The sequence below is a fragment of the Allorhizobium borbori genome (assembly GCF_014196535.1).
GTDB lineage: Bacteria > Pseudomonadota > Alphaproteobacteria > Rhizobiales > Rhizobiaceae > Ectorhizobium > Ectorhizobium borbori.
The window spans coordinates 1-23,254 of sequence record NZ_JACIDU010000033.1 but is presented as its reverse complement, the minus strand read 5'-3'; the positions used below and the strand labels follow the sequence as shown (position 1 = coordinate 23,254).

The window sequence follows — 23,254 nt, the reverse complement described above, 5'->3', positions numbered from 1 at the left end:
CTCTGTCGTGCGGGCGCTCCCGTGTAGAATTTGACCCATAGCGCATCCCTCCATTCATGGCTGAATAATGCACCATCAAATGCCGGGACTAAACAGCTAAGCCCTGCGCTGCTGGAATCCTGGGTGTGGACGATCTCCATCGGCAGCGGTGTGCTCGGTCTTATCCTGAGCCTGCACTACCGTGTGCCGGTGGTCATCGCCTGGTCGGCACCGGGCTCAGCGCTTCTGATAACGCTTCTGCCAACCGTTGATTTTGCCGATGCTGTCGGCGCTTATCTCGTTGCCAGCTTCGCGGTTTTCATCATCGGGCTTACCGGCACGTTCGATCGCATCATCGGCAGACTGCCGGCCGGCATTGCTTCGGCAATGCTCGCTGGCATCCTCTTCGGCTTTGCCGCAAAGATGTTTCTCGCCTTGCCGCTCACGGTGGTTGCGCTCACCGGTCAGTGGGTGCCCGATATTGCCGTCCTGCGTGGTAGTGGCTATCCGCGGCCGGGAGCGAGCCCGCTCATTGCCTGGAGCGCCGTGGTTTCCGCCGTGCTCGCGCCATTCGGCTGCCCCGGGCTGAACCTTGCCGCCTTCACCGGCGCCATCTGTACCGGCAGGGAATCCCACGAGGACCCGGCGAAACGCTATTTCGCGGGCGTTGCCGGTAGCCTGTCCTATATTCTCCTCGGCTGCATTTCGGCCACCGTGGCGCTCTTCGCCATGCTGCCGAAGGAGTTGATCGCAGCACTGGCCGGCGTTGCGCTTTTTCCAACGATTGCCACGGCGCTTTCAGCGTCACTCGCAGATGCAGGCGACCGGGATGCCGCACTCGTCACCTTCATCGTTTCCGCTTCGGGCATGTCCCTTCTTGGCCTCAGGGCCGCGTTCTGGGGCTTGCTTTTCGGCGTCGCGACCCATTTTCTGCTGCGGTGGCGACCCGCTCGCCTGCCGCATTCCAACATCGAAAGAAGCTGACCATGCCGATCCTCACGCTCGCCTCCCACTCTCTCCATTACCGCATCGACGGAGACGGCGAAGACAAGCCTTGGCTGATCTTCTGCAATTCGCTCGGGACGGATCTATCGATGTGGGATCCGCAGGCAGAGGCGTTTTCGCGCGATTATCGCGTGCTACGCTATGACCGTCGCGGTCACGGTCTGTCCTCCGCCCCGCCGCCGCCCTATACGCTTGCCGATCTCGGGCAGGATGTGCTGGCGCTGCTCAATGCATTGGCGATCCGCCAGACCCATTTTTGTGGGTTGTCGATTGGCGGCTTGACAGGTCAATGGCTCGGCATCCACGCCGGAAGCCGCTTCGGCAAGATTATCGTCTGTGCGACCGCCGCCCGGATCGGCACCGCCGAGGGTTGGGCCTCGCGGATGGACGCTGTGCGGGCTAACGGCCTTGCCGGACTGACCGCCGCCACCGCCGAACGCTGGTTCACCCCGGAATTCAACGCCGCCGAACCTGCGGCAGTCGCAAAGGTCCTCGGCAGCTTTGCCGCGACTTCGATCGATGGCTATGTCGGATGCTGCTCAGCGCTGGCCGGTGCCGACCTGCGAGGCGATATCGGGCGCATCGAGAATTCGCTGCTCGCGATTTCCGGTGCGGATGATCCCGTTTGCCTGCCGGCGGATCTCGATGCGATAGCGGCTGGTGTGGCACACGGACGGCATGTTTCGCTGCCGGGCCGCCACATTGTGAACCTGGAATCTGCTGCGGCATTTAACGCAACGCTCAGCCGCTTTCTGGAAGGCAGGACCTGACACCGCCCGTCCTTGTCAGCCATATGTCAGTTCGGAGCTGATAGCACACGCCCGCAAGAATTGGCGGGGTATATCTTACAAATGGTGCTGGGAATTTCGATCAACAGAAGGGCGCCGCGAACCAGCGTGGGCCAGAGGCCTCGGCTCATGTGCTGGGCCATTGTGGTCGCGGCGCTTGCCATGCTCGCCGTACTCTGGATATCTGCGGTTCCGGCCCTGGTTTATTTCGAAGCCGTGGGAGCGTTCTCGTCAACCCATAGTGCCAACAGTCTCGGTCTGGATCGCTACCGGGTGACGATCGAGCGCCAACCCATCGGGGGAATTGGGGACAATCTCTCGGGGCTGAGCTATTCGAATAAAACCGGGACCCTGTTTGCGGTCACCAATCGTCCGCCGCAGGTTGTCGAACTTTCCACGGATGGACACCTGCTTCGTACCATTGCACTTGAAGGCGTGACTGACCCGGAGGGCATAACCCATGTGGCCGGCGACCGGTTCATCATTGCGGATGAGGGCAGTCAGAGCCTGCACTGGGTAACGATCCGGCCGAATTTGTCCAGGCTTAGTCTCGATGGTGGTGAGCGGCTGAAGCTCAACATTGGTGCCATGCACAACATGGGTTTCGAAGGGCTCTCCTGGGATGCCAGTCACCAACGGCTCTACGTGACGCAGGAAATGTTTCCGGCACGGGTCATTGTGATCAACGGCCTCGAGGCGGATGCGGGTTTGCGTCTTGAGATCGATGAATGGCGACCGAAAAATTGGGCGGATGCATTCCTTATGGACCTCTCGTCCGTCTCGCTTCATGAGCCCACGGGCAATTTGCTCCTGCTCAGCCATATGGCGTCCATGCTGGTCGAGCACGACTCAGAGGGAAGCGTGTTGAGCACGTTGCCCCTCTGGCGTGGGTGGCATGGCCTTGAGCGCAGCGTCGGTCAGGCCGAAGGTGTGGCGGTGGGCCCGCAAGGCGAGATATTCATCGTCTCCGAGCCGAATCTTTTCTACAGGTTCGAACGCTTGTGACCGCGTATCTTTCCACGGTCGCACATTACCTTTCTTTCCGGACACGGAGACGGGCAATCAGGAAGCGCGATCGCTGGAAAACTTCCATGCGGGCGTTAATCTGTTGTATAAGATGAGGGTCATCCGTCATCTCTCTGATTTTGCGGTCTGAACCGGTTGCACCAATTGCTGTCTGGCGGTTTCGATCACCGCTTGCGACAGGCTGCTGAGTTGATCCGCCGCGAGGCGGGAGACTTGCCAGTAGAGCGGAACATCGAGCGGTCGTGCGGGTAGGATCTCCACCAGTCGGCCAGCCTTCAGATGGTCCTTCACCAGAAGTTCGGGATTCAGTCCCCACCCCATGCCGGCGAGGCTTGCATCCACGAAGCTCTGCGTGGAGGGCAGCCAGTGGGTCGGGAAGGCGACGTCTTCGCCGAGTTCCTGTCGGATCCACTGGCTCTGCAGCCGGTCCTTCTGGTTGAAGGTCAGCGCCGGTGCGGCGGCAATGGTGCGCGCGGTGACGCCATGGGCGAAATGCCGGGTGACGAATTCGGGGCTTGCCGTCGCGCGATAGCGCAACGCGCCGAGCGGAGTGCGCCTGCATCCCTGAACAGGTTTTTCCAGACTGGTGACGGCGGCGAGAACACGACCGCGCCGGAGCCATTCAGCGGTGTGGTCCTGATCGTCCACGGCAGCGTTCAGCAGGTGGCCGCTGTTCCTGGCATAGGTTGAAATGGCTTGCATGAACCAGGTGCCGAGACTGTCGGCATTGGTGGCGATGTGGAGCGTCACCTGTGGCGCGGCGGAGCCTGCCTCCGCAAGGGCAGGCAGATTTTTGAACAGTTCGCCCTCCAACATTGCGACATGCTCGATGTGGCGGCAAAGCCATTCGCCTTTTTCCGTGGCAACGCATGGCGTTGCGCGCTCGACCAGAACAACCCCCAACCGGTCCTCCAGATTCTTGATGCGCTGGGAGATGGCGGACGGCGTTACGTTGAGCATCTTTGCCGCCTTTTCGAAGCTTCCGGTATGCGCGACGGCGGCCACGGCGCGCAGGGCGGGATAATCCAGCATGAATTAGCTCACCTTAATCATGGATAGTGAGTTTAATTAGTTTAATTCGCGTCGCGACGATATCAGGAAGTCCGTTACCATCAGGAATCTTCACCGGACATGGATCTCTCGGTTTATATGACGGGCCTGACAATGGGCCTCAGCCTTATCGTTGCCATCGGTGCCCAGAATGCCTTCGTTCTGCGGCAGGGACTTCGCAACGAACACGTTCTCGCCGTCAGCCTCACCTGTGCTTTGTCCGATGCCGTTCTGATCGTGATCGGCGTCACCAGCTTCCGTCAGATTGCGGCGCTGCTGCCGTGGCTTGATCCCGTCATGCGCTTTGCTGGGGCGGCATTCCTTATCTGGTATGGCGCGCGCAACCTGCTGTCGGCCTGGCGCTCGTCGCAAGCCCTTTCAGCGGCGGAGGGGCAGTCGGCCAGCCTTGCCAAGACGTTCGCCACCTGCCTGGCGCTGACCTGGCTCAATCCGCATGTTTATCTTGATACGGTGGTGCTGCTGGGGACGATTTCGACCCGGTTTCCGGGGCGGGAGGCCGCCTTCGCTCTGGGTGCGATGACGGCATCGTTCCTGTTCTTCTTCGCGCTGGGCTATGGTGCACGATGGCTGAGGGGTTTCTTTGCCCGGCCATCCGCCTGGCGGGTGCTGGAAACGCTCATCGGGCTGACCATGTGGGCCATCGCCTGGTCGCTTGTTGCCCCTGTCAACTAAAAGAGGGTGTCTGTCGACAGGTCTTCCAGCCAAGCAGGATGGCCGCAGCCAGCACAATGGCCTGGGTGATGACGAAGGCGGGTTCCGTCCCGTTCGGGGCAAGGGCGTTCAGGGCCTCGACCTTGAGAAAACTCTGCACGACCAGCACGAACAGGTTGAGATAGAAGCCCGCCGTCGCGGTGATGGCATAAAGGGAACGGGCGCGCCCGTGAAGCCGAAAGCCGTAGAGTGCGACAGCGGCGGTCGCCAGAACGACGGTTGAAATGATGCCGACACCGAGTGCCGGCGTAAAGGCGGTGATGGGGAAGAGGAACCCCGTCAGCGTGGTTGCGGCGGTCGTTGCGAGAAACAGTGCCGTCATGCGAGGCATCCACCGTCCGGCGGCATAGGCGGGCAGGGCGATGAGGCCGGTTGCGATGCCGACAAGGCTGAGCGCCACGTGCAGCGCGGTAAACTGGGAAATGGTGAGCCCGAGGATCATCGACCTGTTCCTTTCAGGTTGCGCTGGCGAGCCGATAGCGTTCGGCAGGGCGGGCGAGGGAGAGTTTCGGCCGCAGGGCATCCCGCGCGGCGAGAAGAGCATCGAGAGCGGCGACATCCGGTAGCGATGGAATGGTCAGCACTTCGCCGAGATCGAGCCCGGCGAGCGCGGCATCAACCATGTCATGCACGTCCATCACCATGGCGGCGGGAATGGTGTCGAGCGTTTCCGTCTCCCAGATCGCGGTGCGGGTTATGCCGGGCAGTACGCCCTGAACCCGAACGCCGGACGGCGAAAGCTGGGCATTCAGCGCTTCGGTAAAGGCCAGCACAAAGGCTTTGGTGGCGGGGTAGACGGCGGTGAAAGCCGCCGGCATCAGCGCCGTGACCGAGGTGATGTTGATGATGGTGCCCTTGCCGGTCGCGGCCAGACGCGGCGCGATGGCGGCGGCAAGCCCCGTGACGGCGAGAACGTTAAGCGCGATCATGCCCGTGACATGGGCGGTATCGAGCGAGGTGATCGGCCCATCGCCGGCAATCCCGGCATTGTTGACGAGGCCCGTGATGCCCGCATCTTCGCGCAGCCGCGATTCCACCTTTTCCAGCCCGTCTGGCTGTGAAAGATCGGCGGCGAGAATATCAACGGCGACACCGTGTTCGCGCCGGATCTTTTCGGCCAAGGCTTCAAGCTTGTCGGCGCGGCGGGCAACCAGCACCAGATCGTGGCCACGGCGGGCGAGTCGGTCGGCATAAACGGCGCCGATACCATCAGACGCGCCTGTGATGAGGTAGATTTCCTTCGTCATGTCCTGTCTCCTGTGTTGGGGCCTTCTTGCGTCCCGTGGGAATGAAGATAGGCTGACACGCAGCGATGCCGGATTGTCGGTTTCGACAGAAACCGAGCCGAAACCGACAAAAACGAGGGGAGAGTGGTTATGGCGGGTGTTGCTGGCCGCGGCATCGAAATCGGACTGGTGCTTTATCCGGGATGCCAGATCGCAATGGTGCATGGCATCACCGATCTCTTTGACATCGCGACGCAGTTTTCGCGGGAACATGGCGGCCCGGCACTGTGCGTCAGCCAGTGGGCGCTCGGGGAGGACGGACGCATTTCCCGCACCTATGACACGGAACCGCTCAAGGCGGGGAAGCCGGATATTTTCATCGTACCCGGTCGCTTGACGGGGCCGGCCGGAGCGGAGGAGGCCGAGCCCTATGCGCGCTGGCTGCTGGAGCGACATAAGGAGGGTGCAACGCTCGCGGCCAGTTGCGGCGGCACCTTCATTCTGGCGGCAACTGGCCTTCTTTCTGGCCGGCCGGCGACCACCCACTGGTATTTTGCCGATCTGCTGCGCGAACAATATCCGGATGTGCTGGTCGAAACCGACAAGATCGTCATCGAGGATGGCGACATCATCACCGGTGGCGGCCTTATGGCCTGGACTGATCTCGGCCTACGCATCGTTGACCGGCTGCTGGGGCCGACGGTGATGATCGAGACCGGCAAGTTCCTGCTGATCGATCCAGCCGGGCGCGAGCAGAAGCATTACAGCACCTTTGCGCCACGTCTCACCCATGGCGACGAGGCAATCCTTCGCACCCAGCATTGGTTGCAGGAACGTGCCGGCCGCCCCGCCAGCATTGCCGATATGGCGGCGCAGGCACGGCTGGAGGAGCGCACTTTCCTGCGCCGGTTCAAGGCAGCGACCGGCCTGAAGCCGATCGAATACGTGCAACACCTGCGCATTGGCAAGGCGCGGGAACTGCTGGAGTTTACCCGCCGCCCCGTCGATCAGATCGCCTGGGCCGTGGGCTATGAGGATGCTGCGGCCTTTCGCCGGGTGTTCAACCGTATTCTCGGCCTCTCGCCGGGCGAGTATCGCAGCCGGTTCGCCGCACAGGCTGCTGCCTGAGCGGAGCGTGGGACTTGCACCGGACGAGGCCGGGTGCTTAATGACCTGATGGCCTTCACTTTTCGTCAGTTGCAATATTTCGTCGCCGTTGCCGAGCAGGGTTCGGTGACGCGGGCCGCGCAGAACCTGTCGATTTCCCAGTCCTCCGTGACTGAAGCGATCAAGGAACTGGAGGCCGATCTTGGCGTGGAACTGTTCGACCGGCATCCGCGCGGGCTTTCCATCACCCATAACGGCCACCAGTTCCTGCGGCACGCGACGAAAATTCTCTCGACGGTTTCGGATGCGCGCACGTCCTTCGCGGAGAACAAGCGCAGTGAAGGTGGCAAGCTGAATATCGGCGTGACCTCGCTGGTGGCCGGTTATGTCCTCTCCGATCTTCTCGCACGCTATCGCCGCGCCTGCCCGGATGTGGATGTGACGGCCATCGAGGATAACGGCTCCTATCTGGAACACCTGCTGGTGGGTGGCGAACTGGATGTGGCCGTGATGGTGATTTCCAACCTGCGCGACCGCATGGCGCTTCAGGCGGAAATCCTCGAAACCTCGCCCTATCGCCTCTGGTTGCCGATGGGGCATCCTCTGGTGTCCGCCGATATCATTTCGCTGACCGACGTTGCGCGTGAACCGCTGATCATGCTGACGGTGGATGAAATCGAGGAGAACACCGGCAAGCTGCTGTCCGCGCTCGGCGCGCGGCCGCATGTCGCCTTCCGCACCCGATCGGTGGAAGCGGTGCGCAGTCTCGTGGCAACGGGCGCTGGCGTGGCGCTTCTGCCCGATCTCGTCTATCGCCCCTGGTCACTGGAAGGTGATCGTATCGAAAATCGCGATGTTTCCGGCTCCCTGCCCGTAGTGCAGGTGGGTATGGTCTGGCGCAAGGGATCCAGCCTGCCGCAATCCGCCCGCGATTTCATCGGCATAGCCGAGGCCATGCGTAGTGGTCGAAGCCGCTGAACGGCTTCGCATTCGGTTTTTCCGATATCGACATTCTGTCGAATGAATTTGCGAATGCGGCGCTTTGTGGGCAACTTTCTTTCCGGGAACAAACGCCGCAATGACGGCCAAATCGGGAGAACTGCCATGAAGTCTTTTCTGAAGACATGCACAGCCCTGTCCGCTGTTTTGAGCTTTGCCACCGTCGCCGTCGCGCAGGAGCCGTTGAAGGCCGTTGGTGCCGGTGAGGGTGCGCTTTCAATCGTCGCCTGGGCCGGCTATATCGAACGCGGCGAAACCGACAAGGCCTATGACTGGGTCAGCAAGTTCGAGACGGAAACCGGATGCAAGGTTTCGGTCAAGACCGCGGCCACCTCCGACGAAATGGTGGCGCTGATGAACGAGGGCGGTTTTGATCTCGTGACGGCTTCCGGCGACGCGTCGCTGCGTCTCATCGCCGGCAAGCGCGTGCAGCCGATCAATACCGACCTCATTCCGAGCTGGAAGACGATCGATTCCCGCATCCAGAATGCACCATGGCACACCGTGAAGGGCGTTCATTATGGCACGCCCTATGTCTGGGGTCCGAACGTTCTGATGTACAACACCGAAGCGTTCAAGGGCGAGGCGCCGAAGAGTTGGAAGGTGGTTTTCGAGGAAATGACGCTGCCGGACGGCAAGTCCAACAAGGGGCGCGTGCAGGCCTATGACGGCCCAATCTATGTGGCCGACGCCGCGCTCTATCTCATGGCCCACAAGCCGGAACTCGGTATCAAGGACCCCTATGAATTGAACGAAGACCAGTACAAGGCGGCCATCGAGGTTCTGCGCGAGCAGCGCAAGCTGGTCGGCCGCTACTGGCACGATGCGATGATCCAGATCGACGATTTCAAGAATGAAGGTGTCGTCGCTTCCGGCTCATGGCCGTTCCAGGTGAACCTGCTGAAGTCCGAGGGTGCGAAGATCGCATCCGTCTTCCCCGAGGAAGGCACGACCGGCTGGGCAGACACGACGATGCTGCATGCCGACAGCGAACACCCGAACTGCGCCTATAAGTGGATGGAGCACACACTGTCCGCCAAGGTTCAGGGCGATGTATCCGCCTGGTTTGGTGCCAACCCGTCGGTGCCCGCGGCCTGCAAGGGCAACGAACTCCTGACAGATGAAGGTTGCGCCACCAACGGCTTCAACGATTTCGAGAAGGTCAAGTTCTGGCGCACGCCTGTTTCCAAATGCGAAAGCCAGGGCGAGTGCGTGCCCTATCACCGCTGGGTGTCCGACTACATCGGTGTGATCGGCGGCCGCTGAGGTTTTCATCACCCCGTATCATAACCCCGGCATAGGCCGGGGTTATCCATTCCCATGGCTCGCCGACGCCTGCGCGGCGAGCGGATGAAGGTTCTCGCCATGACATCTGCCGTTTCGTTCTCGAAGGTTTCCCGCCATTTCGGCGCGGTCAGGGCTGTCGACGCCGTCGATCTGGTGATAGAACCCGGCGAGTTCTTCGCCATGCTCGGCCCGTCCGGGTCCGGCAAGACGACATGCCTGAGGCTTATTGCGGGTTTCGAACAACCGACATCCGGCCACATCGAAATCTTCGGCGAAACGGCAGAGGGCGTGCCGCCCTATCGCCGTAACGTCAACACCGTGTTTCAGGATTACGCGCTCTTTCCGCACATGAACATCCTCGATAACGTCGCCTACGGACTGATGGTGAAGGGGGTGAGCAAGGCTGAACGACACAGGCTGGCGGATGAGGCACTGGCGCTGGTCAAACTGCCCGGTTACGGCGCACGTAAACCCGGCCAGCTTTCAGGCGGTCAGAGGCAGCGCGTGGCGCTCGCCCGTTCGCTGGTCAACAAGCCGAAGGTTCTGCTGCTGGACGAACCGCTCGGCGCGCTCGATCTGAAACTGCGCGAGCAGATGCAGGAGGAGTTGAAGAGCCTGCAACGCAAGCTCGGCATCACCTTCATCTTCGTCACCCACGATCAGGGCGAGGCGCTTTCGATGGCCGACCGCGTGGCGGTGTTCAGCGAAGGGAGGATCGTGCAGGCCGGTTCACCGCAGGAAATCTATAATCGCCCCCGGACCCGCTTCGTCGCCGATTTCGTCGGCTCCTCCAACGTGATCACGCCCGATGCGATGGCAAAGCTCGGCGGCGAACGGAAATGGGCAAGCCTTCGCCCCGAAGCCATCGCGCTGGCGGGGGAGGGTGTGGAGGCCAGAGTGAAGGCCACAAGCTTTCTCGGATCTGCGACGCGCGTTTCCGTGCAAGCGGGGGAAACCGCGCTTTCCGTCATGGTGCCCGCCGGTCATCCGGTGCCGGAAGCGGATGCGATGGTGCGGTTGTCGTGGAAACCATCGGATGTGCATTACATGGAGGGTGAGGCATGAGCGAGGTTGCTGCCACCTCCATACTGCCCAAGACCGATGGCCCGTTGGGTCGTCTGTCCGATCTCTTCTGGCGGCGTCCGGGCCTCCTGCTGCTCCTCATGCTCTTGCCGCCGCTTCTGTGGCTCGGCATTATCTATGTCGGCTCGCTGATTGCGCTTCTGTTGCAAAGCTTCTTCGCCATCGACGATTTTTCCGGGCTGGTCGTCTACGAAATCACGCTTGACACCTACAAGCAGCTTCTCATTCCGGCCAATTTTGACATCATTCTGCGTACCATCCTGATGGCGGCGGCGGTGACGGTGGCTTCCGCCGCCCTTGGCTTTCCAATCGCCTATTATGCGGCGCGCTATGCCACCGGAAAATGGAAGGCGGTCTTTTATCTCGGCGTCATGTTGCCGCTCTGGTCCAGCTATCTGGTTAAGGTCTATGCTTGGAAGCTCATCCTTGCCAAGGAAGGCATCCTGACGTGGATTTTTGAGAAGCTGCATCTTTCCTGGCTGCTGGACGCCGTGCTGGCGCTTCCGGTGATCGGCGGCAATTCGCTGTCGATCAGCTATATCGGCACGTTCCTCGTCTTCGTCTATATCTGGTTGCCCTATATGATCCTGCCAACACAGGCCGCCCTTGAGCGTGTGCCCGGCAACCTCATCGAAGCCTCGTCCGATCTCGGCGCGACGCCGGGTCAGACCTTCCGCACCGTGCTTCTGCCGCTGGCGTTGCCGGGCCTCATCGCCGGATCGATCTTCACCTTCTCGCTAACGCTTGGCGACTACATCATTCCGCAGATCATCGGCTCGTCGCGGTTGTTCATCGGGCAGGCGGTCTATACGCAGCAGGGCACGGCGGGCAATGTGCCGCTGGCGGCCGCCTTTTCGGTGGTGCCGATCGTCATCATGGGCGTCTATCTCTGGGCGGCCAAACGCATGGGGGCCTTCAATGCGCTCTGACCGGGGACAAAAGGCCGGCTGGCCGCTGACGCTCGCAGCCGCCGGAGGCATAGCCTTCCTGCACTTGCCCATTTTGCTTATCTTCGTCTATGCCTTCACCACGGAGGAAAAGAGCTTCCAGTGGCCGCCGCCGGGCTTTACCACCCAATGGTTCGCGGTGGCGTGGAACCGCCCGGATGTTTGGGACGCGCTGATCCTGTCGCTCAAGGTCGCCTCCATCGCTACGGCCATCGCGCTCGTGCTCGGCACGCTGGCGGCGGCGGCTGTAGCACGCACGCAATTCTTCGGGCGGGAGGCAATCTCGCTGCTCGTCATCCTGCCGATCGCGCTTCCGGGTATTGTCACCGGCATCGCGCTGCGCTCGGCCTTCTCACTGGCCGAAATTCCCTATTCCATGTGGACGATCATTCTCGGCCACGGCACCTTCTGTGTGGTGGTGGTCTATAACAATGCGGTAGCGCGCTTCAGGCGCACGTCGTCATCACTGATCGAGGCTTCGATGGATCTCGGCGCGAACGGTTTCCAGACCTTCCGCTATGTGATCCTGCCGAACATAGCTACGGCACTTCTGGCGGGCGGAATGCTCGCCTTCGCGCTGTCCTTCGATGAGGTGATCGTCACCACCTTCACCGGCGGTCAGCAATCGACGCTACCGATCTGGATGTTGCAGGAACTCATTCGTCCGCGTCAGCGGCCCGTGACTAATGTGGTCGCGGTCGTCGTGGTGCTGGCCACCTTCCTGCCGATCCTTGCGGCCTATTATTTGACCCGCGACACCGAAAGCGTGGCGGGCAGCGGCAAATGAACATGAAACTGAGGGAGAACGTCATGGATACCGCAATGCTGATCGGATCGGCCTTCGTCGGGGGAACCGAAACCGAGGAAAAGATCCTCAACCCGAAGACGGGCGACACCATCCTCGATTTGCCGGAAGCGTCGCTGGCGCAGGTCGATGACGCCGTGGACGCCGCCGAAAAGGCGTTCGACGGCTGGTCCACGACGACGCCCGCCGAACGCTCGGCCTATCTCCTCAAGATTGCCGACGCCATCGAGGCGGATGCCGATGGCTTCGCGGCGCTGGAATCGCTGAACTGCGGCAAGCCGATCAACGCCGTGCGCAACGATGAAATCCCGGCAATCGTCGATTGCTATCGTTTCTTCGCAGGCGCCATCCGCTCGCTGCATGCCCCGGTTTCCGGCGAATATCTGCCTGGCCACACTTCGATGATCCGCCGCGATCCGGTTGGCATCGTCGGTTCCATCGCGCCGTGGAACTATCCGCTGATGATGATGGCGTGGAAACTCGCGCCCGCACTTGCCGGCGGCAACACAATCGTCTTCAAACCCTCCGAACAGACACCGCTGACGGCGCTAAAGATGGCGAAGCTTCTTGCCGATATCCTGCCGGAAGGCGTGGTGAACGTGGTGCTCGGGCGCGGTGAAACGGTGGGCAACGCGCTCATCAATCACCCGAAGATCAACATGGTGTCGATCACCGGCGATATCGCCACCGGCAAGAAGGTGCTGGCGGCGGCCTCCAAGACAGTGAAGCGTACGCATCTGGAACTCGGCGGCAAGGCCCCGGTCATCATCTATGACGATGCCGATATCGATGCTGTCGTCTCGGCAATCCGCACGTTCGGCTATTACAATGCCGGCCAGGACTGCACCGCCGCCTGCCGCATCTATGCCGCCGACAGGGTGTATGACAACTTCGTCGCCGATCTCGCCTCCGCCGTTTCGACGCTGAAGTTCAACCTGCCGGATGACGCCGAAAATGAAATTGGCCCGCTTATTTCCAAGCGCCAGCGAGACCGGGTGGAAAGCTTTGTGACCCGCGCTGCCGAACAGAAGCACATTGAGGTCGTGACGGGTGGCAAGGTGGCCAGCGAGAAGGGCTTCTTCTTCACGCCGACTGTTATTGCCGGTGCAACACAGGAAGACGAAATCGTTCGTCGCGAAGTTTTCGGCCCGGTTGTCTCCGTTACCCGCTTTTCGGAAACGGAAGACGCCATCAAGTGGGCGAACGACAGCGATTACGGTCTTGCGTCTTCCGTCTGGACGAAGGACATTTCCCGCGCCATGAAGACAGCGGCTCGCCTGCGCTACGGCTGCACCTGGATCAATACGCATTTCATGCTGTGCAATGAAATGCCGCATGGTGGTCTGAAGCAATCCGGCTACGGCAAGGATATGTCCGTATATGCCATCGAGGATTATACGGCCGTTCGCCACATCATGATCGCGCATTGATGTGTGTTTTCGGGGGCGGCAGGTCCGCCCCCCCATTCTGGCGGTGTTTCACGGTCGGTCCCCCCCGGCATCGTCCACGCAGAGGTCGGCTCGCTGTTTTCCCGCGCGGTGCTGTCGAAAGAAAAGCGCCAAGACGCACAGGGGCGATAACGGACCTTGCAACAACACATGGTGCCTTTTGGGGTGAGCCCCTATTGACGATCGGACTATATCCGTTATTCTGGATATATGGATGAAAAACAGACGATCGTCGCACTGGCCGCCCTTGCACAGTCCACCCGACTTCAGACCTTCAAGCTGCTCGTAAACCGGGAGCCTGATGGTGTGCCGGCTGGGGAACTGGCGCGCCTTGTCGGCGTGCCGCAGAATACCATGTCGGCGCATCTGTCTACGCTGGCGCAGGCCGGGCTGGTGATGGGTGAGCGTCAGAGCCGCTCCATTCTCTATCGCGCCGATCTGAACGGGTTCAGGGCGGTTGCGCTTTATCTGCTCAAGGATTGTTGCGGCGGTAATGCCAGTCTTTGCGCGCCGCTGATTGCCGAACTCACCCCTTGCTGTCCTCCGAAGGAGAGGCCGCAGGTAGCCAATTAACCCTGCTCGAGACGAAATCATGTCTGAAAAAATCTACAACGTGCTGTTCCTGTGCACGGGCAATTCCGCGCGATCCATTCTGGCAGAATCCATCCTCTCGAAGGAAGGGCAGGGGCGTTTCAACGTGTTTTCTGCCGGAAGTCACCCGAAGGGGCAGGTTCATCCGCTGGCGCTCACGACGCTTGCCGCGCTCGGCTATCCGCACGAAGGTTTCCGTTCGAAGAGCTGGGACGAATTTGCCGCACCCGGTGCGCCTGTCATCGACTTCATCTTCACCGTTTGCGATAATGCCGCTGGCGAAGCGTGCCCGGTCTGGCCCGGTCATCCGATGACCGCCCATTGGGGCGTCGAGGATCCGGCTGCCGTCGAGGGCGCTGAATTCGAGAAGCAGCGGGCTTTCTCGCAGGCCGCGCGCTTCCTGAAAAACCGCATCATGGCCTTCATCAGCCTGCCGCTTGCTTCAATCGACAAGCTGGCGCTGGAAACGCGCCTCAAGCAGATCGGCGCCATGGAAGGTTCGACCCGCCAGGAAAGCGAAGTCTCGTAATGTCCGGTTTCGAACGCTATCTTACCGTCTGGGTCTTTCTCTGTATTGTCGCCGGCATTGCACTCGGGCATTTCCTGCCCGGCGTGTTCGAGGCCATCGGCGCGGCGGAAGTTGCCAAGGTCAACATTCCCGTGGCAATCCTCATCTGGCTGATGATCATTCCCATGCTGGTGAAGATCGACTTCCGGTCCCTTGCCAAGGTCGGCACGTATTGGCGCGGCATCGGTGTGACGCTTGTCATCAACTGGGCGGTAAAACCGTTCTCGATGGCGTTGCTCGGCTGGCTGTTCATCGGCTGGCTCTTCCGGCCGTTTTTGCCGGCGGAGCAAATCGATTCCTATATCGCTGGTCTCATCATTCTCGCGGCGGCTCCGTGCACGGCGATGGTTTTTGTCTGGTCGAACCTGACGCGGGGTGAGCCGTTGTTTACGCTCAGCCAGGTGGCGTTGAACGATGCAATCATGATTGTTGCCTTTGCTCCGATCGTCGGCCTGCTGCTTGGCCTGTCTGCCATCACCGTGCCTTGGGATACGCTGGTCATTTCGGTCGTGCTCTACATCCTTATCCCGGTCGCCATTGCGCAGATGTTGCGGTTGCGCCTTGTAGCCGGTGGGCTCGATGTGCTGCTGAAGACCTTGCAGCCGCTTTCGCTTGTCGCACTTCTGACCACACTTGTGCTGCTTTTCGGCTTTCAAGGCGAACAGATCATCGCCCAGCCGACGATTATCGGGCTTCTGGCCGTGCCGATCCTCATTCAGGTCTACTTCAACGCCGGGCTTGCCTATCTCCTGAACAGGGTGTCCGGAGAGCAGCATTGTGTGGCGGGGCCATCCGCGCTCATCGGCGCGTCGAACTTCTTCGAGCTGGCCGTGGCTGCCGCCATCAGTCTTTTCGGCTTCCAGTCGGGGGCGGCGCTGGCCACGGTGGTCGGCGTTCTCATCGAAGTGCCGGTCATGCTGTCTGTGGTCTGGATCGTGAATCGTTCGAAGGGCTGGTACGAAAGTGCACCGGCCGTTGCCAGAAACGCTGACCGCCCCAAGGAGATCTGACGATGAATGTCACTATCTATCACAACCCCGCCTGCGGAACGTCCCGCAACACGCTGGAACTCATCCGTCATGCCGGTATCGAGCCGGTGGTGATCGAATACCTGAAAACGCCACCCAGCCGCGAGAACCTCGTCCGTATGATCGCGGATGCCGGGTTGACGGTGCGCGAAGCCATTCGCGAAAAGGGCACGCCCTATGCTGAACTCGGCCTGGACAATCCGGACCTGACGGACGATGCGCTTATTGATGCGATGCTCGCTCATCCAATCCTCATCAATCGCCCCTTCGTCGTCACACCGATGGGCACACGCCTGTCGCGTCCCTCTGAAGTGGTGCTGGAGATCCTGCCGGCGGATGGTTTCAAGGGCGCATTTGCCAAGGAAAATGGCGAGGCGGTGCTGGATAGCGAGGGCAAGCGCGTTGTCTGAGGTATCCGATTTCCCCGCAGCGGATATGGGGCATATCCGCCAGCCTGATCTTCAGGCACTGCGACCGCAGCTTTCCACTCATCGGCCGCGTATCCTCATCCTCTATGGTTCATTGCGGGAGGTCTCGTTCAGCCGGCTTCTGGCGATGGAAGCAGGCAGATTGCTTGAGCATTTCGGCGCCGAAGTCCGAATCTTCGATCCCTCCGGCCTGCCGTTGCCGGACGATGCGCCGGCCAGCCATCCCAAGGTTCAGGAATTGCGGGCGCTGTCGGAGTGGTCCGAGGGGCAGGTCTGGGTCAGCCCCGAACGCCACGGCACGATCACCGGCATCATGAAGGCACAAATTGACTGGATCCCGTTGTCACTTGGCGCCATTCGCCCGACGCAGGGAAAAACGCTTGCTGTGATGCAGGTCGCGGGCGGCTCCCAGTCATTCAATGCCGTCAACACGTTGCGTCTGCTCGGTCGCTGGATGCGGATGATCACCATCCCGAACCAGTCATCCGTTGCAAAGGCCTATCAGGAATTCGGCCCGGACGGCCGAATGAAGCCTTCACCCTATTACGACCGTGTTGTGGATGTTTGCGAGGAGTTGATCAAGTTCACGCTGCTCACACGCGATTGCTCTACCTATCTCACCGACCGCTATAGCGAGCGCAAGGAAGCCGGAGAGAAGCTCGAACAGAGAACGAAACTGAACGTGATCTGATGGGTGAAGCCACCATCGTTGATACATATCAATGATGATATATAATGTTCGTCATATATCTTGTCGTCGAAACGATGGTGATCTTCGATGACGAATATCGATGCGGTTCTGCTTGTTCTCGCCCACCCCGTCCGCCGCGAAGCGTTGACCATGCTTCGGGATGGAGCAGAGATATGTCTGTGTGAATTTGTCGGACGCTTCGGCGTGCCGCAGCCGAATATGTCGCGGCACATGGGCGTTCTGCGTCACGTCGGTCTGGTGGTTGACCGGCGTGATGCGCGATGGGTCCGCTATAGACTCAATCCATCTCTTCCGACCGCCGTGCAGCAAATCGTGGTGGCAGTACTTTGCTTGCAAGCACTCCCTAAAAGCGATCTAGAGGCGGTGGCATGATGGTCCATCCCGACACATCGCCACAAGCGCGCAAGGCATCGACCCTGGCGTGGCTGTTGGGCGTGGTCGTTTTCGTCGCCGTCTGGTTTGTTGCCTATAGTGAACTTCCGGCCTTGTCGGAATGGCTTGTGTCACTGCTGCCGGTCGATCCAGCCACACATGCCGGTGCAGCGCTCGCCTTCTTCTTTTACGACACGCCAAAAGTGCTGATGCTGCTGACGCTGGTCGTCTTCGCCATGGGGATCGTGCGCAGTTTCTTCTCTCCGGAAAAGACGCGGGCCTTACTCGCCGGAAGGGCGGAAGGGATCGGCAACGTCGTCGCCGCGATTCTTGGTGTGTTCACGCCCTTTTGCTCATGCTCGGCGGTCCCGCTCTTTGTCGGTTTCGTTTCAGCCGGCGTGCCGCTCGGTGTCACCTTCTCGTTCCTGATTGCCGCGCCGATGGTGAACGAGGTGGCGTTGGGTTTGTTGTTGGCACTGGTCGGCTGGAAAGTCGCAGTCACTTATCTTTTTTTCGGACTGGCCGTTGCCATCGTGTCCGGCTGGGTGATTGGCCGCCTGCATCTCGAACACTGGCTCGAAGCCTGGGTGCTTGATGTGCGCAGCAGCGTTGCAGCGTTCGATGAAGACGCGCCCACACTGGCAGACCGCATCAGGGTCGGGATAGACGCGGTCAAGGATATCGTCGGCAAGGTGTGGGTCTGGATCATCGCCGGGATTGCTGCCGGCGCCTTTATTCACGGCTACGTACCGGCTGACCTGCTGGCGGCCATCATGGGGCGGGATGCGTGGTGGTCCGTGCCGGCAGCGGTGGCGTTGGGCGTGCCGATGTATTCCAACGCCGCCGGCATTATTCCGGTCGTCGAGGCACTGCTGGGCAAAGGAGCAGCCCTCGGCACGGTCCTCGCCTTCATGATGAGTGTCATCGCCCTTTCGCTGCCGGAAATGATTATTCTGCGCAAGGTTCTAAGTCTGAAACTGATCGCCGTTTTCGTTGCGGTTGTGGCCAGCGGCATTCTCGCCGTCGGCTTCCTTTTCAACCTGGTCTTCCGCTAACAAAGGATGAGACAATGAAAGATATCAAGGTATTGGGGCCGGGCTGCGTGCGTTGCCGGAAAACAGAGGAGATGGTGCGCGAGGAAGCGGCCCGCCTTGGTATTGATGTGCGGATCGAGAAGGTCACGGATTACGCCGCGATTGCAAGCTTCGGCATTGCATCGACGCCAGGCATCGTTATCGACGGCAAGGTTGTCCATGCCGGTGGACTTCCTAGCCAGGACAATCTCCGGGCATGGCTGGCGGACTGAGACCGCCGTCACCGCGGCATGCCGGGTGCGGCCGGCACCTCGCCTTATGATCTCACAAGGAACGGTTAGAATCGTCGGCTACCATTGACGCGGGCGCCGATTGAGGTCGCGCCCTGCTCCTCGATATTGAACAGAAGGCTGGCATCGATCATCCAGAGATCGGTGGTTTGTAGTGAAAGTCCTGTGGTGATCGCGCCGAATGCGCCAGCGCCGTCGAGTGCCGAATAGCCGGCCGTTACCCCGAGCTTCGGTGTCAGCTTTGCACCGCTTTCGAGCGTGAAGGCGCGCGCTATTTCCGCACCGAGGCTGAGCCGGAACTGCGTTTCGTCGAAACCCCTGATGGTCAGTTCATCGCCGGCGCTGTTGTGAACCGTGTAGTCATCGACCTTTTCGGAGAAATAAACCGCGCGGATCTTTGGCGTGATGATCGTATCATTGTCGAGCGCCCATTGCCCGGTTAGCGAGGTATCAGCCAGCAGGCGGCGCGTGTCGAAATCGCCATCCCAGAAGGCGGTATCGATGTTGTTGGCCGAGCCGCCATAAAGCAGGCTGGTGTTCCAGAACAGGTTTTTCGCAACCTCGATAGATGCATAGGGGCCGGCCAGCCAGCCATTGCCCGTCAGTTCCGCATCCTGATCTGTCGGATCGGTCATCCGGTCATAATGAAAGGAAAGCCCGACAAGCGCTCTGTCGGATACGAGATAGTCCGCCCCAAAACTGAGCATGGCGAAGCTGCCCCATTTGCCGCCGTTGATATCCTTGTCATGATGGGCAAGCAGTGCTCCGTCGATCCAAAGGTTGAAGGCCGGAAGATAGGTACCGGCTCCGTCGCGCGCCGCTTCCATCTGGGCAAGGCTCGTGGAGAAGCCGAGCGTCAGGCCGTTTTCGCCCGGGGTTGCGCGGGTCGTTACGGCATCCTGCGCCTGCGCCATTCTCCGGCGTTCAAGCAGGCCCGGTACCTTGATCGACGAGGCGATCAGGTTCTGGCGGGTTTGCACGAAATCATGCACGAGCGTATCGATGGTCTGGGCCACCTGGGCCGGGTCATAGCTTAGATTGTAGGTGACCGTTCCGGTATTTGAGGTGCCCAGCACGCTGTTGAGGCGGAAACCGACCCTCGCCTGTCCGGAATAGGCCGGATTTGGCGTGAACTGGAGATACCAGCCGACCGGTGTGATGCTTGCGCTGGCATCGGCCAACTGGCCGCGCGTAATTTGCGCGGTCCCCGCATTGGCCGGCTCAACGAAGGTCATGATGGCGGAGGTGAAGGGTCCGCCAGTTGCACCCCGGTTGAGGTAGACGTCCGGCGGTGTGCCACCCGCAGGAACATTGACGGTGAGGTTGCTCACGGTCACGGCGCGCGGCTTGACCTTCAGCGTATAGTGCGCGCTTCCGGTCGAACCGTTGGCATCGCGCACGGCAATACTGAAACTGTAACTGCCATCGGTGCCGGCCGAAAGCGGGCCGGTCAATTCACCGGTTGAAACGTTGAGGACCATGCCGTTCGGCAGTGTTCCGGAGGAAAGGCTGTAAACCAGCGTGCCGTTACCGCCCGTCGCCGTGATTGACTGGCTGTAGTCTTCGCCAGCCATGGCGGCGCTTAATGCTCCGGGCGTTGGGGAAAAGACGAAGCTTGCTGCCGGTGCAGCGACCGCGATGGAATAGTGCACAACGCCGGTCGCATTCGCAGTGTCGGTTGCGGAAATCGAGAAGCTGGCGTTTCCGGCGGTGGTCGGTGTACCGGAGATCGCACCCGTGGCGGTATTGAGCGAGAGGCCGGCGGGCAGGGAACCACTAGTGACGGTATAGGTATAGGGGGCGGTACCGCCGGATGCTGCAAGCGTCTGGCTGTAGGCTGTTCCGACGGTTCCGTTGGTCAGTGCGCCCGCAGCGGGCGAGAAGGTCAGCGTCGGGGCCGAGACAGTGATGGTAACCGTGGCCGGGCTCGATGTGCCGGAGGCGTTCGTCGCCGTGTAGGTGAAGCTGTCGGTCCCGGAATAGCCGGAAGTCGGCGTGTAGGTAATGCTTGTGCCGGAGGCGGTAGCCGTGCCGTGGGCTGGACTTGTCGCGAGGGCCACCGCAGTGGCCGCGCCGCCGGAAAGGTTGATAGCGATGGTGTTGGCAACGGAATTGGCAGCGACCGTGGCGCTGACATTGCCAGCCGTCGGGGCCTGCACGGCGGTCGAAATGGAATAGGCTGCGACGCCAATCGCGTCATAGGAATCGGTCGCGGTAATCGAGAAGCTAGCGTTTCCGGCGGTGGTCGGTGTACCGGAGATCGCACCCGTGGAGGTATTGAGTGAGAGGCCGGCAGGCAGGGAGCCGCTGGTGACGGCATAGGTATAGGGGGCGGTGCCGCCGGATGCCGCAAGCGTCTGGCTGTAGGCTGCTGCGACGGTTCCGCTGGTCAGTGCGCCCGCAGCGGGCGAGAAGGTTAACGTCGGGGCCGAGACAGTGATGGTAACCGTGGCCGGGCTCGATGTGCCGGAGGCGTTGGTCGCTGTATAGGTGAAGCTGTCGGTCCCGGAATAGCCGGAAGTCGGCGTGTAGGTAATGCTTGTGCCGGAGGCGGTAGCCGTGCCGTGGGCTGGACTTGTCGCGATGGCCGCCGACGCGGCGGCGCCGCCGGAAAGGTTTAGAGCGATGGTGTTGGCAACGGAATTGGCAGCGACCGTGGCGCTGACATTGCCGGCCGTCGGGGCCTGCACGGCGGTCGAAATGGAATAGGCTGCGACGCCAATCGCATCATAGGTATCGGTTGCGGTAATCGAGAAGCTGGCGTTTCCGGCGGTGGTCGGCGTACCGGAGATCGCACCCGTGGAGGTATTGAGCGAGAGGCCGGCAGGCAGGGAGCCGCTGGTGACGGCATAGGTATAGGGGGCGGTGCCGCCGGATGCCGCAAGCGTCTGGCTGTAGGCTGTTCCGACGGCTCCGTTGGTCAGTGCGCCCGCAGCGGGCGAGAAGGTTAACGTCGGGGCCAAGACAGTGATGGTGACCGTGGCCGGGTTTGATGTGCCGGAGGTGTTGGTCGCTGTGTAGGTGAAGCTGTCGGAGCCGGAATAGCCGGAAGTCGGCGTGTAGGTAATGCTTGTGCCGGAGGCGGTAGCCGCGCCATGGGCTGGACTTGTCGCGATGGCCACCGCAGTGGCCGCGCCGCCGGGGAGGTTGAGAGCGATGGTGTTGGCAACAGAATTGGCAGCGACCGTGGCGCCGACATTGCCAGCCGCCGGCGCCTGCACGGCGGTCGAAATGGAATAGGCTGCGACGCCAATCGCATCATAGGTATCGGTTGCGGTAATCGAGAAGCTGGCGTTTCCGGCGGTGGTCGGCGTACCTGAGATAGCACCAGTGGAGGTATTGAGCGAGAGGCCCGCAGGCAGGGAGCCGCTGGTGACGGCATAGGTATAGGGGGCGGTGCCGCCGGATGCTGCAAGCGTCTGGCTGTAGGCTGTTCCGACGGTTCCGCTGGTCAGTGCGCCCGCACCGGGGGAGAAGGTTAGCGTCGGGGCCGAGACAGTGACGGTCACTGTCTGGCTGGCAAAGCCGTATGCATTGGTAGCGGTATAGGTGAAACTGTCCGTGCCGGAATAGCCGGCAGCGGGCGTATAGAAGATCTGGCTTCCGCTTGCGCTGGCAGAGCCATGTTGGGGATTGCCGACCGACAGGGAATAAGTCGTGGAACTGTTGACTGTCGGGGTAATTGGGTTGGCGCTGGAGTTAGCGCTCACGGTCAGGTTCGCTGTGGAAGCAACCGGTGCGCCGTCCATCACAAACAGGGTGTAGGCTGCGCTTCCCGGGCTACCGTAGGAATCGGTCGCAGTGATCGTGAACATATAGGTTCCGTCGGCCGTCGGCGTGCCTGACAGAATGCCGTCCGAAGACAGGTTGAGCCCCGCTGGGATGCTGCCGGCCGTTACTTCATACGTGTAAGGGCCAGTTCCGCCCGAGGCCGCGAGCGTCTGACTGTAGAGCGCGCCTTCGTTGACGGATGTCTGCGACAGGGCGCCGACCGTAATATTCGGCCTGACGACCTCGACGGTCATCGAAAGCGATTCAGGCGTCAGGGTATTCGTCTGGTAACAGCGATCCTGTGTATACCAGCCGTAAATATAGTAATCATCCTCGTTATATCCCGGATCGCCCGGACAATAGGCCTTCTGAACCCATATGCCCGCAGACGTGTGGAGCGTATAGGTGCCAGGCGTCGTCGGGGTGCCGTTGGTATAAAGGAGGAGCCAGCCATTGGCGGTATTGGCCGCGACATACATGCCCGGGATGGAGCCAGTGACGGTGGGCGAATCGGTTGACATGCCGCGCAGGGCTCCATTCACACCGTAAACGTCCCATTTGCCGACCGTAAAAGTGGCATCTGCCGCCATTGCGAGATTGCTGGTGGCTGCCGTCACGAGTGACATCGCAGCCAAGACAAGCGCAATCCAAAGTATCTTCATGAAACCGGACCCCAATGACGGCAGAGGAGGCACATGCCCCAGCGTGTGCATAGCGCACCAGCCTTTGGGACCGATCGTGAAAATTTGGGGAGAGTACAAAGAATTTTGGGTGGACTTATGCTGGGCGACCGCTTCGATCGATCCGGAAATGCCTATGCAGTGGCGGAGACTATCGGGAATGCAGCGGTCATTTGCCGAGATGCCTAGTGTAGGTAGGTTCGGGACTTCGGTAACGGGGCCGTTTCAGTCAAGCAAAAACTAAGGACCGCAGCAGCGCCGTCAGGCTGCCAATGCGGTAAATAATCCGACAGATTCC

General features: G+C 60.8%; 23 protein-coding genes. 19 read left to right on the top strand and 4 right to left on the bottom strand.

All coding sequences use genetic code 11. The features are described 5' to 3' along the window. The first annotated feature begins 30 nt into the window (after window positions 1-30). From GGQ66_RS21990 to GGQ66_RS21980, 3 genes are all read left to right on the top strand, one after another. The gene (locus GGQ66_RS21990; protein ID WP_183795733.1) at window positions 31-963 is read left to right on the top strand and encodes a benzoate/H(+) symporter BenE family transporter; all 933 of its coding nucleotides are present in this window, start codon (window positions 31-33) and stop codon (window positions 961-963) included. Window positions 964-965: 2 nt separating this feature from the next. Continuing rightward, window positions 966-1,754, top strand: a complete 789-nt coding sequence (pcaD, locus tag GGQ66_RS21985; protein ID WP_183795731.1) for a 3-oxoadipate enol-lactonase — start codon at window positions 966-968, stop codon at window positions 1,752-1,754. Window positions 1,755-1,901: 147 nt separating this feature from the next. Then, a complete protein-coding gene (locus tag GGQ66_RS21980; protein ID WP_183795729.1) occupies window positions 1,902-2,777 on the top strand; it encodes an SdiA-regulated domain-containing protein in 876 nt (291 codons plus the stop codon). Between the two features lie 126 nt (window positions 2,778-2,903). Here GGQ66_RS21980 and GGQ66_RS21975 read toward each other — a convergent pair whose 3' ends face one another. Next, window positions 2,904-3,830 (bottom strand): LysR family transcriptional regulator ArgP, encoded by a 927-nt coding sequence (locus GGQ66_RS21975; RefSeq protein WP_183795727.1) that lies wholly within the window; start codon window positions 3,828-3,830, stop codon window positions 2,904-2,906. 99 nt (window positions 3,831-3,929) lie between these two features. Between GGQ66_RS21975 and GGQ66_RS21970 the strand changes: the two genes are divergently transcribed. Next, a complete protein-coding gene (locus tag GGQ66_RS21970; protein ID WP_183795725.1) occupies window positions 3,930-4,541 on the top strand; it encodes a LysE/ArgO family amino acid transporter in 612 nt (203 codons plus the stop codon). Here the strand turns inward: GGQ66_RS21970 and GGQ66_RS21965 are convergent. Together GGQ66_RS21965 and GGQ66_RS21960 are read right to left on the bottom strand one after the other, a co-directional pair. Continuing rightward, window positions 4,534-5,022, bottom strand: a complete 489-nt coding sequence (locus GGQ66_RS21965) for a hypothetical protein (RefSeq protein ID WP_183795723.1) — start codon at window positions 5,020-5,022, stop codon at window positions 4,534-4,536. The genes GGQ66_RS21970 and GGQ66_RS21965 overlap by 8 nt on opposite strands. 13 nt (window positions 5,023-5,035) lie before the next feature. Beyond that, the gene (locus tag GGQ66_RS21960) at window positions 5,036-5,827 is read right to left on the bottom strand and encodes an SDR family NAD(P)-dependent oxidoreductase (RefSeq protein WP_183795721.1); all 792 of its coding nucleotides are present in this window, start codon (window positions 5,825-5,827) and stop codon (window positions 5,036-5,038) included. Between the two features lie 129 nt (window positions 5,828-5,956). On the opposite strand from GGQ66_RS21960, the gene GGQ66_RS21955 reads away from it, so the two are divergent. The 15 genes from GGQ66_RS21955 to GGQ66_RS21885 all read left to right on the top strand — a co-directional run bounded on the left by GGQ66_RS21955 (window position 5,957) and on the right by GGQ66_RS21885 (window position 18,487). Then, window positions 5,957-6,934 carry a GlxA family transcriptional regulator gene (locus GGQ66_RS21955; protein WP_183795719.1) on the top strand — a complete coding sequence of 326 codons (978 nt, stop codon included), beginning with the start codon at window positions 5,957-5,959 and terminating at the stop codon, window positions 6,932-6,934. Between the two features lie 48 nt (window positions 6,935-6,982). Continuing rightward, window positions 6,983-7,891 (top strand): LysR family transcriptional regulator, encoded by a 909-nt coding sequence (locus GGQ66_RS21950; protein WP_183795741.1) that lies wholly within the window; start codon window positions 6,983-6,985, stop codon window positions 7,889-7,891. A gap of 126 nt (window positions 7,892-8,017) precedes the next feature. After that, window positions 8,018-9,178: an ABC transporter substrate-binding protein gene (locus GGQ66_RS21945; RefSeq protein ID WP_183795717.1), complete on the top strand. Its 1,161-nt coding sequence runs from the start codon at window positions 8,018-8,020 to the stop codon at window positions 9,176-9,178. Between the two features lie 99 nt (window positions 9,179-9,277). Next, complete coding sequence (locus GGQ66_RS21940) at window positions 9,278-10,264, top strand: ABC transporter ATP-binding protein (RefSeq protein ID WP_183795739.1); 987 nt, start codon at window positions 9,278-9,280, stop codon at window positions 10,262-10,264. Next, window positions 10,261-11,211: an ABC transporter permease gene (locus tag GGQ66_RS21935; protein WP_183795715.1), complete on the top strand. Its 951-nt coding sequence runs from the start codon at window positions 10,261-10,263 to the stop codon at window positions 11,209-11,211. Before GGQ66_RS21940 ends, GGQ66_RS21935 begins: the two co-directional genes overlap by 4 nt. Further along, window positions 11,201-12,016 carry an ABC transporter permease gene (locus GGQ66_RS21930; protein ID WP_183795713.1) on the top strand — a complete coding sequence of 272 codons (816 nt, stop codon included), beginning with the start codon at window positions 11,201-11,203 and terminating at the stop codon, window positions 12,014-12,016. The genes GGQ66_RS21935 and GGQ66_RS21930 overlap by 11 nt, the downstream gene beginning before the upstream one ends. Before the next feature lie 23 nt (window positions 12,017-12,039). Then, window positions 12,040-13,464, top strand: a complete 1,425-nt coding sequence (locus GGQ66_RS21925; protein WP_183795711.1) for a gamma-aminobutyraldehyde dehydrogenase — start codon at window positions 12,040-12,042, stop codon at window positions 13,462-13,464. A gap of 228 nt (window positions 13,465-13,692) precedes the next feature. Next, a complete protein-coding gene (locus tag GGQ66_RS21920; protein ID WP_183795709.1) occupies window positions 13,693-14,055 on the top strand; it encodes an ArsR/SmtB family transcription factor in 363 nt (120 codons plus the stop codon). 19 nt (window positions 14,056-14,074) lie between these two features. Next, window positions 14,075-14,602, top strand: a complete 528-nt coding sequence (locus tag GGQ66_RS21915) for an arsenate reductase ArsC (protein WP_183795707.1) — start codon at window positions 14,075-14,077, stop codon at window positions 14,600-14,602. Further along, the gene (arsB, locus tag GGQ66_RS21910) at window positions 14,602-15,651 is read left to right on the top strand and encodes an ACR3 family arsenite efflux transporter (protein ID WP_183795705.1); all 1,050 of its coding nucleotides are present in this window, start codon (window positions 14,602-14,604) and stop codon (window positions 15,649-15,651) included. Before GGQ66_RS21915 ends, arsB begins: the two co-directional genes overlap by 1 nt. A 2-nt stretch (window positions 15,652-15,653) precedes the next feature. Continuing rightward, window positions 15,654-16,079 carry an arsenate reductase (glutaredoxin) gene (arsC, locus tag GGQ66_RS21905; protein WP_183795703.1) on the top strand — a complete coding sequence of 142 codons (426 nt, stop codon included), beginning with the start codon at window positions 15,654-15,656 and terminating at the stop codon, window positions 16,077-16,079. Then, window positions 16,036-16,788, top strand: a complete 753-nt coding sequence (gene arsH, locus GGQ66_RS21900) for an arsenical resistance protein ArsH (RefSeq protein WP_272872548.1) — start codon at window positions 16,036-16,038, stop codon at window positions 16,786-16,788. Before arsC ends, arsH begins: the two co-directional genes overlap by 44 nt. A gap of 87 nt (window positions 16,789-16,875) precedes the next feature. Next, window positions 16,876-17,181, top strand: coding sequence for an ArsR/SmtB family transcription factor (locus GGQ66_RS21895; protein WP_183795701.1), 306 nt, complete (start codon window positions 16,876-16,878; stop codon window positions 17,179-17,181). Continuing rightward, window positions 17,178-18,236, top strand: a complete 1,059-nt coding sequence (locus tag GGQ66_RS21890; RefSeq protein ID WP_237359042.1) for a permease — start codon at window positions 17,178-17,180, stop codon at window positions 18,234-18,236. The genes GGQ66_RS21895 and GGQ66_RS21890 overlap by 4 nt, the downstream gene beginning before the upstream one ends. A gap of 14 nt (window positions 18,237-18,250) precedes the next feature. Then, window positions 18,251-18,487 (top strand): thioredoxin family protein, encoded by a 237-nt coding sequence (locus GGQ66_RS21885; RefSeq protein ID WP_183795699.1) that lies wholly within the window; start codon window positions 18,251-18,253, stop codon window positions 18,485-18,487. A gap of 65 nt (window positions 18,488-18,552) precedes the next feature. On the opposite strand, the gene GGQ66_RS21880 is transcribed toward GGQ66_RS21885, so the two are convergent. Further along, window positions 18,553-22,938, bottom strand: coding sequence for a beta strand repeat-containing protein (locus GGQ66_RS21880; RefSeq protein ID WP_183795697.1), 4,386 nt, complete (start codon window positions 22,936-22,938; stop codon window positions 18,553-18,555). Window positions 22,939-23,254: the final 316 nt, after the last annotated feature.

What these genes read in the sequence shown, in the direction of transcription:
- pcaD (WP_183795731.1), top strand. Translation starts at nt 966, where the DNA reads ATGCCGATCCTCACGCTCGCCTCCCACTCTCTCCATTACCGCATCGAC.
- GGQ66_RS21980 (WP_183795729.1), top strand. Translation starts at nt 1,902, where the DNA reads ATGTGCTGGGCCATTGTGGTCGCGGCGCTTGCCATGCTCGCCGTACTC.
- GGQ66_RS21975 (WP_183795727.1), bottom strand. Translation starts at nt 3,830, where the DNA reads ATGCTGGATTATCCCGCCCTGCGCGCCGTGGCCGCCGTCGCGCATACC.
- GGQ66_RS21970 (WP_183795725.1), top strand. Translation starts at nt 3,930, where the DNA reads ATGGATCTCTCGGTTTATATGACGGGCCTGACAATGGGCCTCAGCCTT.
- GGQ66_RS21965 (WP_183795723.1), bottom strand. Translation starts at nt 5,022, where the DNA reads ATGATCCTCGGGCTCACCATTTCCCAGTTTACCGCGCTGCACGTGGCG.
- GGQ66_RS21960 (WP_183795721.1), bottom strand. Translation starts at nt 5,827, where the DNA reads ATGACGAAGGAAATCTACCTCATCACAGGCGCGTCTGATGGTATCGGC.
- GGQ66_RS21955 (WP_183795719.1), top strand. Translation starts at nt 5,957, where the DNA reads ATGGCGGGTGTTGCTGGCCGCGGCATCGAAATCGGACTGGTGCTTTAT.
- GGQ66_RS21950 (WP_183795741.1), top strand. Translation starts at nt 6,983, where the DNA reads ATGGCCTTCACTTTTCGTCAGTTGCAATATTTCGTCGCCGTTGCCGAG.
- GGQ66_RS21945 (WP_183795717.1), top strand. Translation starts at nt 8,018, where the DNA reads ATGAAGTCTTTTCTGAAGACATGCACAGCCCTGTCCGCTGTTTTGAGC.
- GGQ66_RS21940 (WP_183795739.1), top strand. Translation starts at nt 9,278, where the DNA reads ATGACATCTGCCGTTTCGTTCTCGAAGGTTTCCCGCCATTTCGGCGCG.
- GGQ66_RS21935 (WP_183795715.1), top strand. Translation starts at nt 10,261, where the DNA reads ATGAGCGAGGTTGCTGCCACCTCCATACTGCCCAAGACCGATGGCCCG.
- GGQ66_RS21930 (WP_183795713.1), top strand. Translation starts at nt 11,201, where the DNA reads ATGCGCTCTGACCGGGGACAAAAGGCCGGCTGGCCGCTGACGCTCGCA.
- GGQ66_RS21925 (WP_183795711.1), top strand. Translation starts at nt 12,040, where the DNA reads ATGGATACCGCAATGCTGATCGGATCGGCCTTCGTCGGGGGAACCGAA.
- GGQ66_RS21920 (WP_183795709.1), top strand. Translation starts at nt 13,693, where the DNA reads ATGGATGAAAAACAGACGATCGTCGCACTGGCCGCCCTTGCACAGTCC.
- GGQ66_RS21915 (WP_183795707.1), top strand. Translation starts at nt 14,075, where the DNA reads ATGTCTGAAAAAATCTACAACGTGCTGTTCCTGTGCACGGGCAATTCC.
- arsB (WP_183795705.1), top strand. Translation starts at nt 14,602, where the DNA reads ATGTCCGGTTTCGAACGCTATCTTACCGTCTGGGTCTTTCTCTGTATT.
- arsC (WP_183795703.1), top strand. Translation starts at nt 15,654, where the DNA reads ATGAATGTCACTATCTATCACAACCCCGCCTGCGGAACGTCCCGCAAC.
- arsH (WP_272872548.1), top strand. Translation starts at nt 16,036, where the DNA reads ATGGCGAGGCGGTGCTGGATAGCGAGGGCAAGCGCGTTGTCTGAGGTA.
- GGQ66_RS21895 (WP_183795701.1), top strand. Translation starts at nt 16,876, where the DNA reads ATGACGAATATCGATGCGGTTCTGCTTGTTCTCGCCCACCCCGTCCGC.
- GGQ66_RS21890 (WP_237359042.1), top strand. Translation starts at nt 17,178, where the DNA reads ATGATGGTCCATCCCGACACATCGCCACAAGCGCGCAAGGCATCGACC.
- GGQ66_RS21885 (WP_183795699.1), top strand. Translation starts at nt 18,251, where the DNA reads ATGAAAGATATCAAGGTATTGGGGCCGGGCTGCGTGCGTTGCCGGAAA.
- GGQ66_RS21880 (WP_183795697.1), bottom strand. Translation starts at nt 22,938, where the DNA reads ATGAAGATACTTTGGATTGCGCTTGTCTTGGCTGCGATGTCACTCGTG.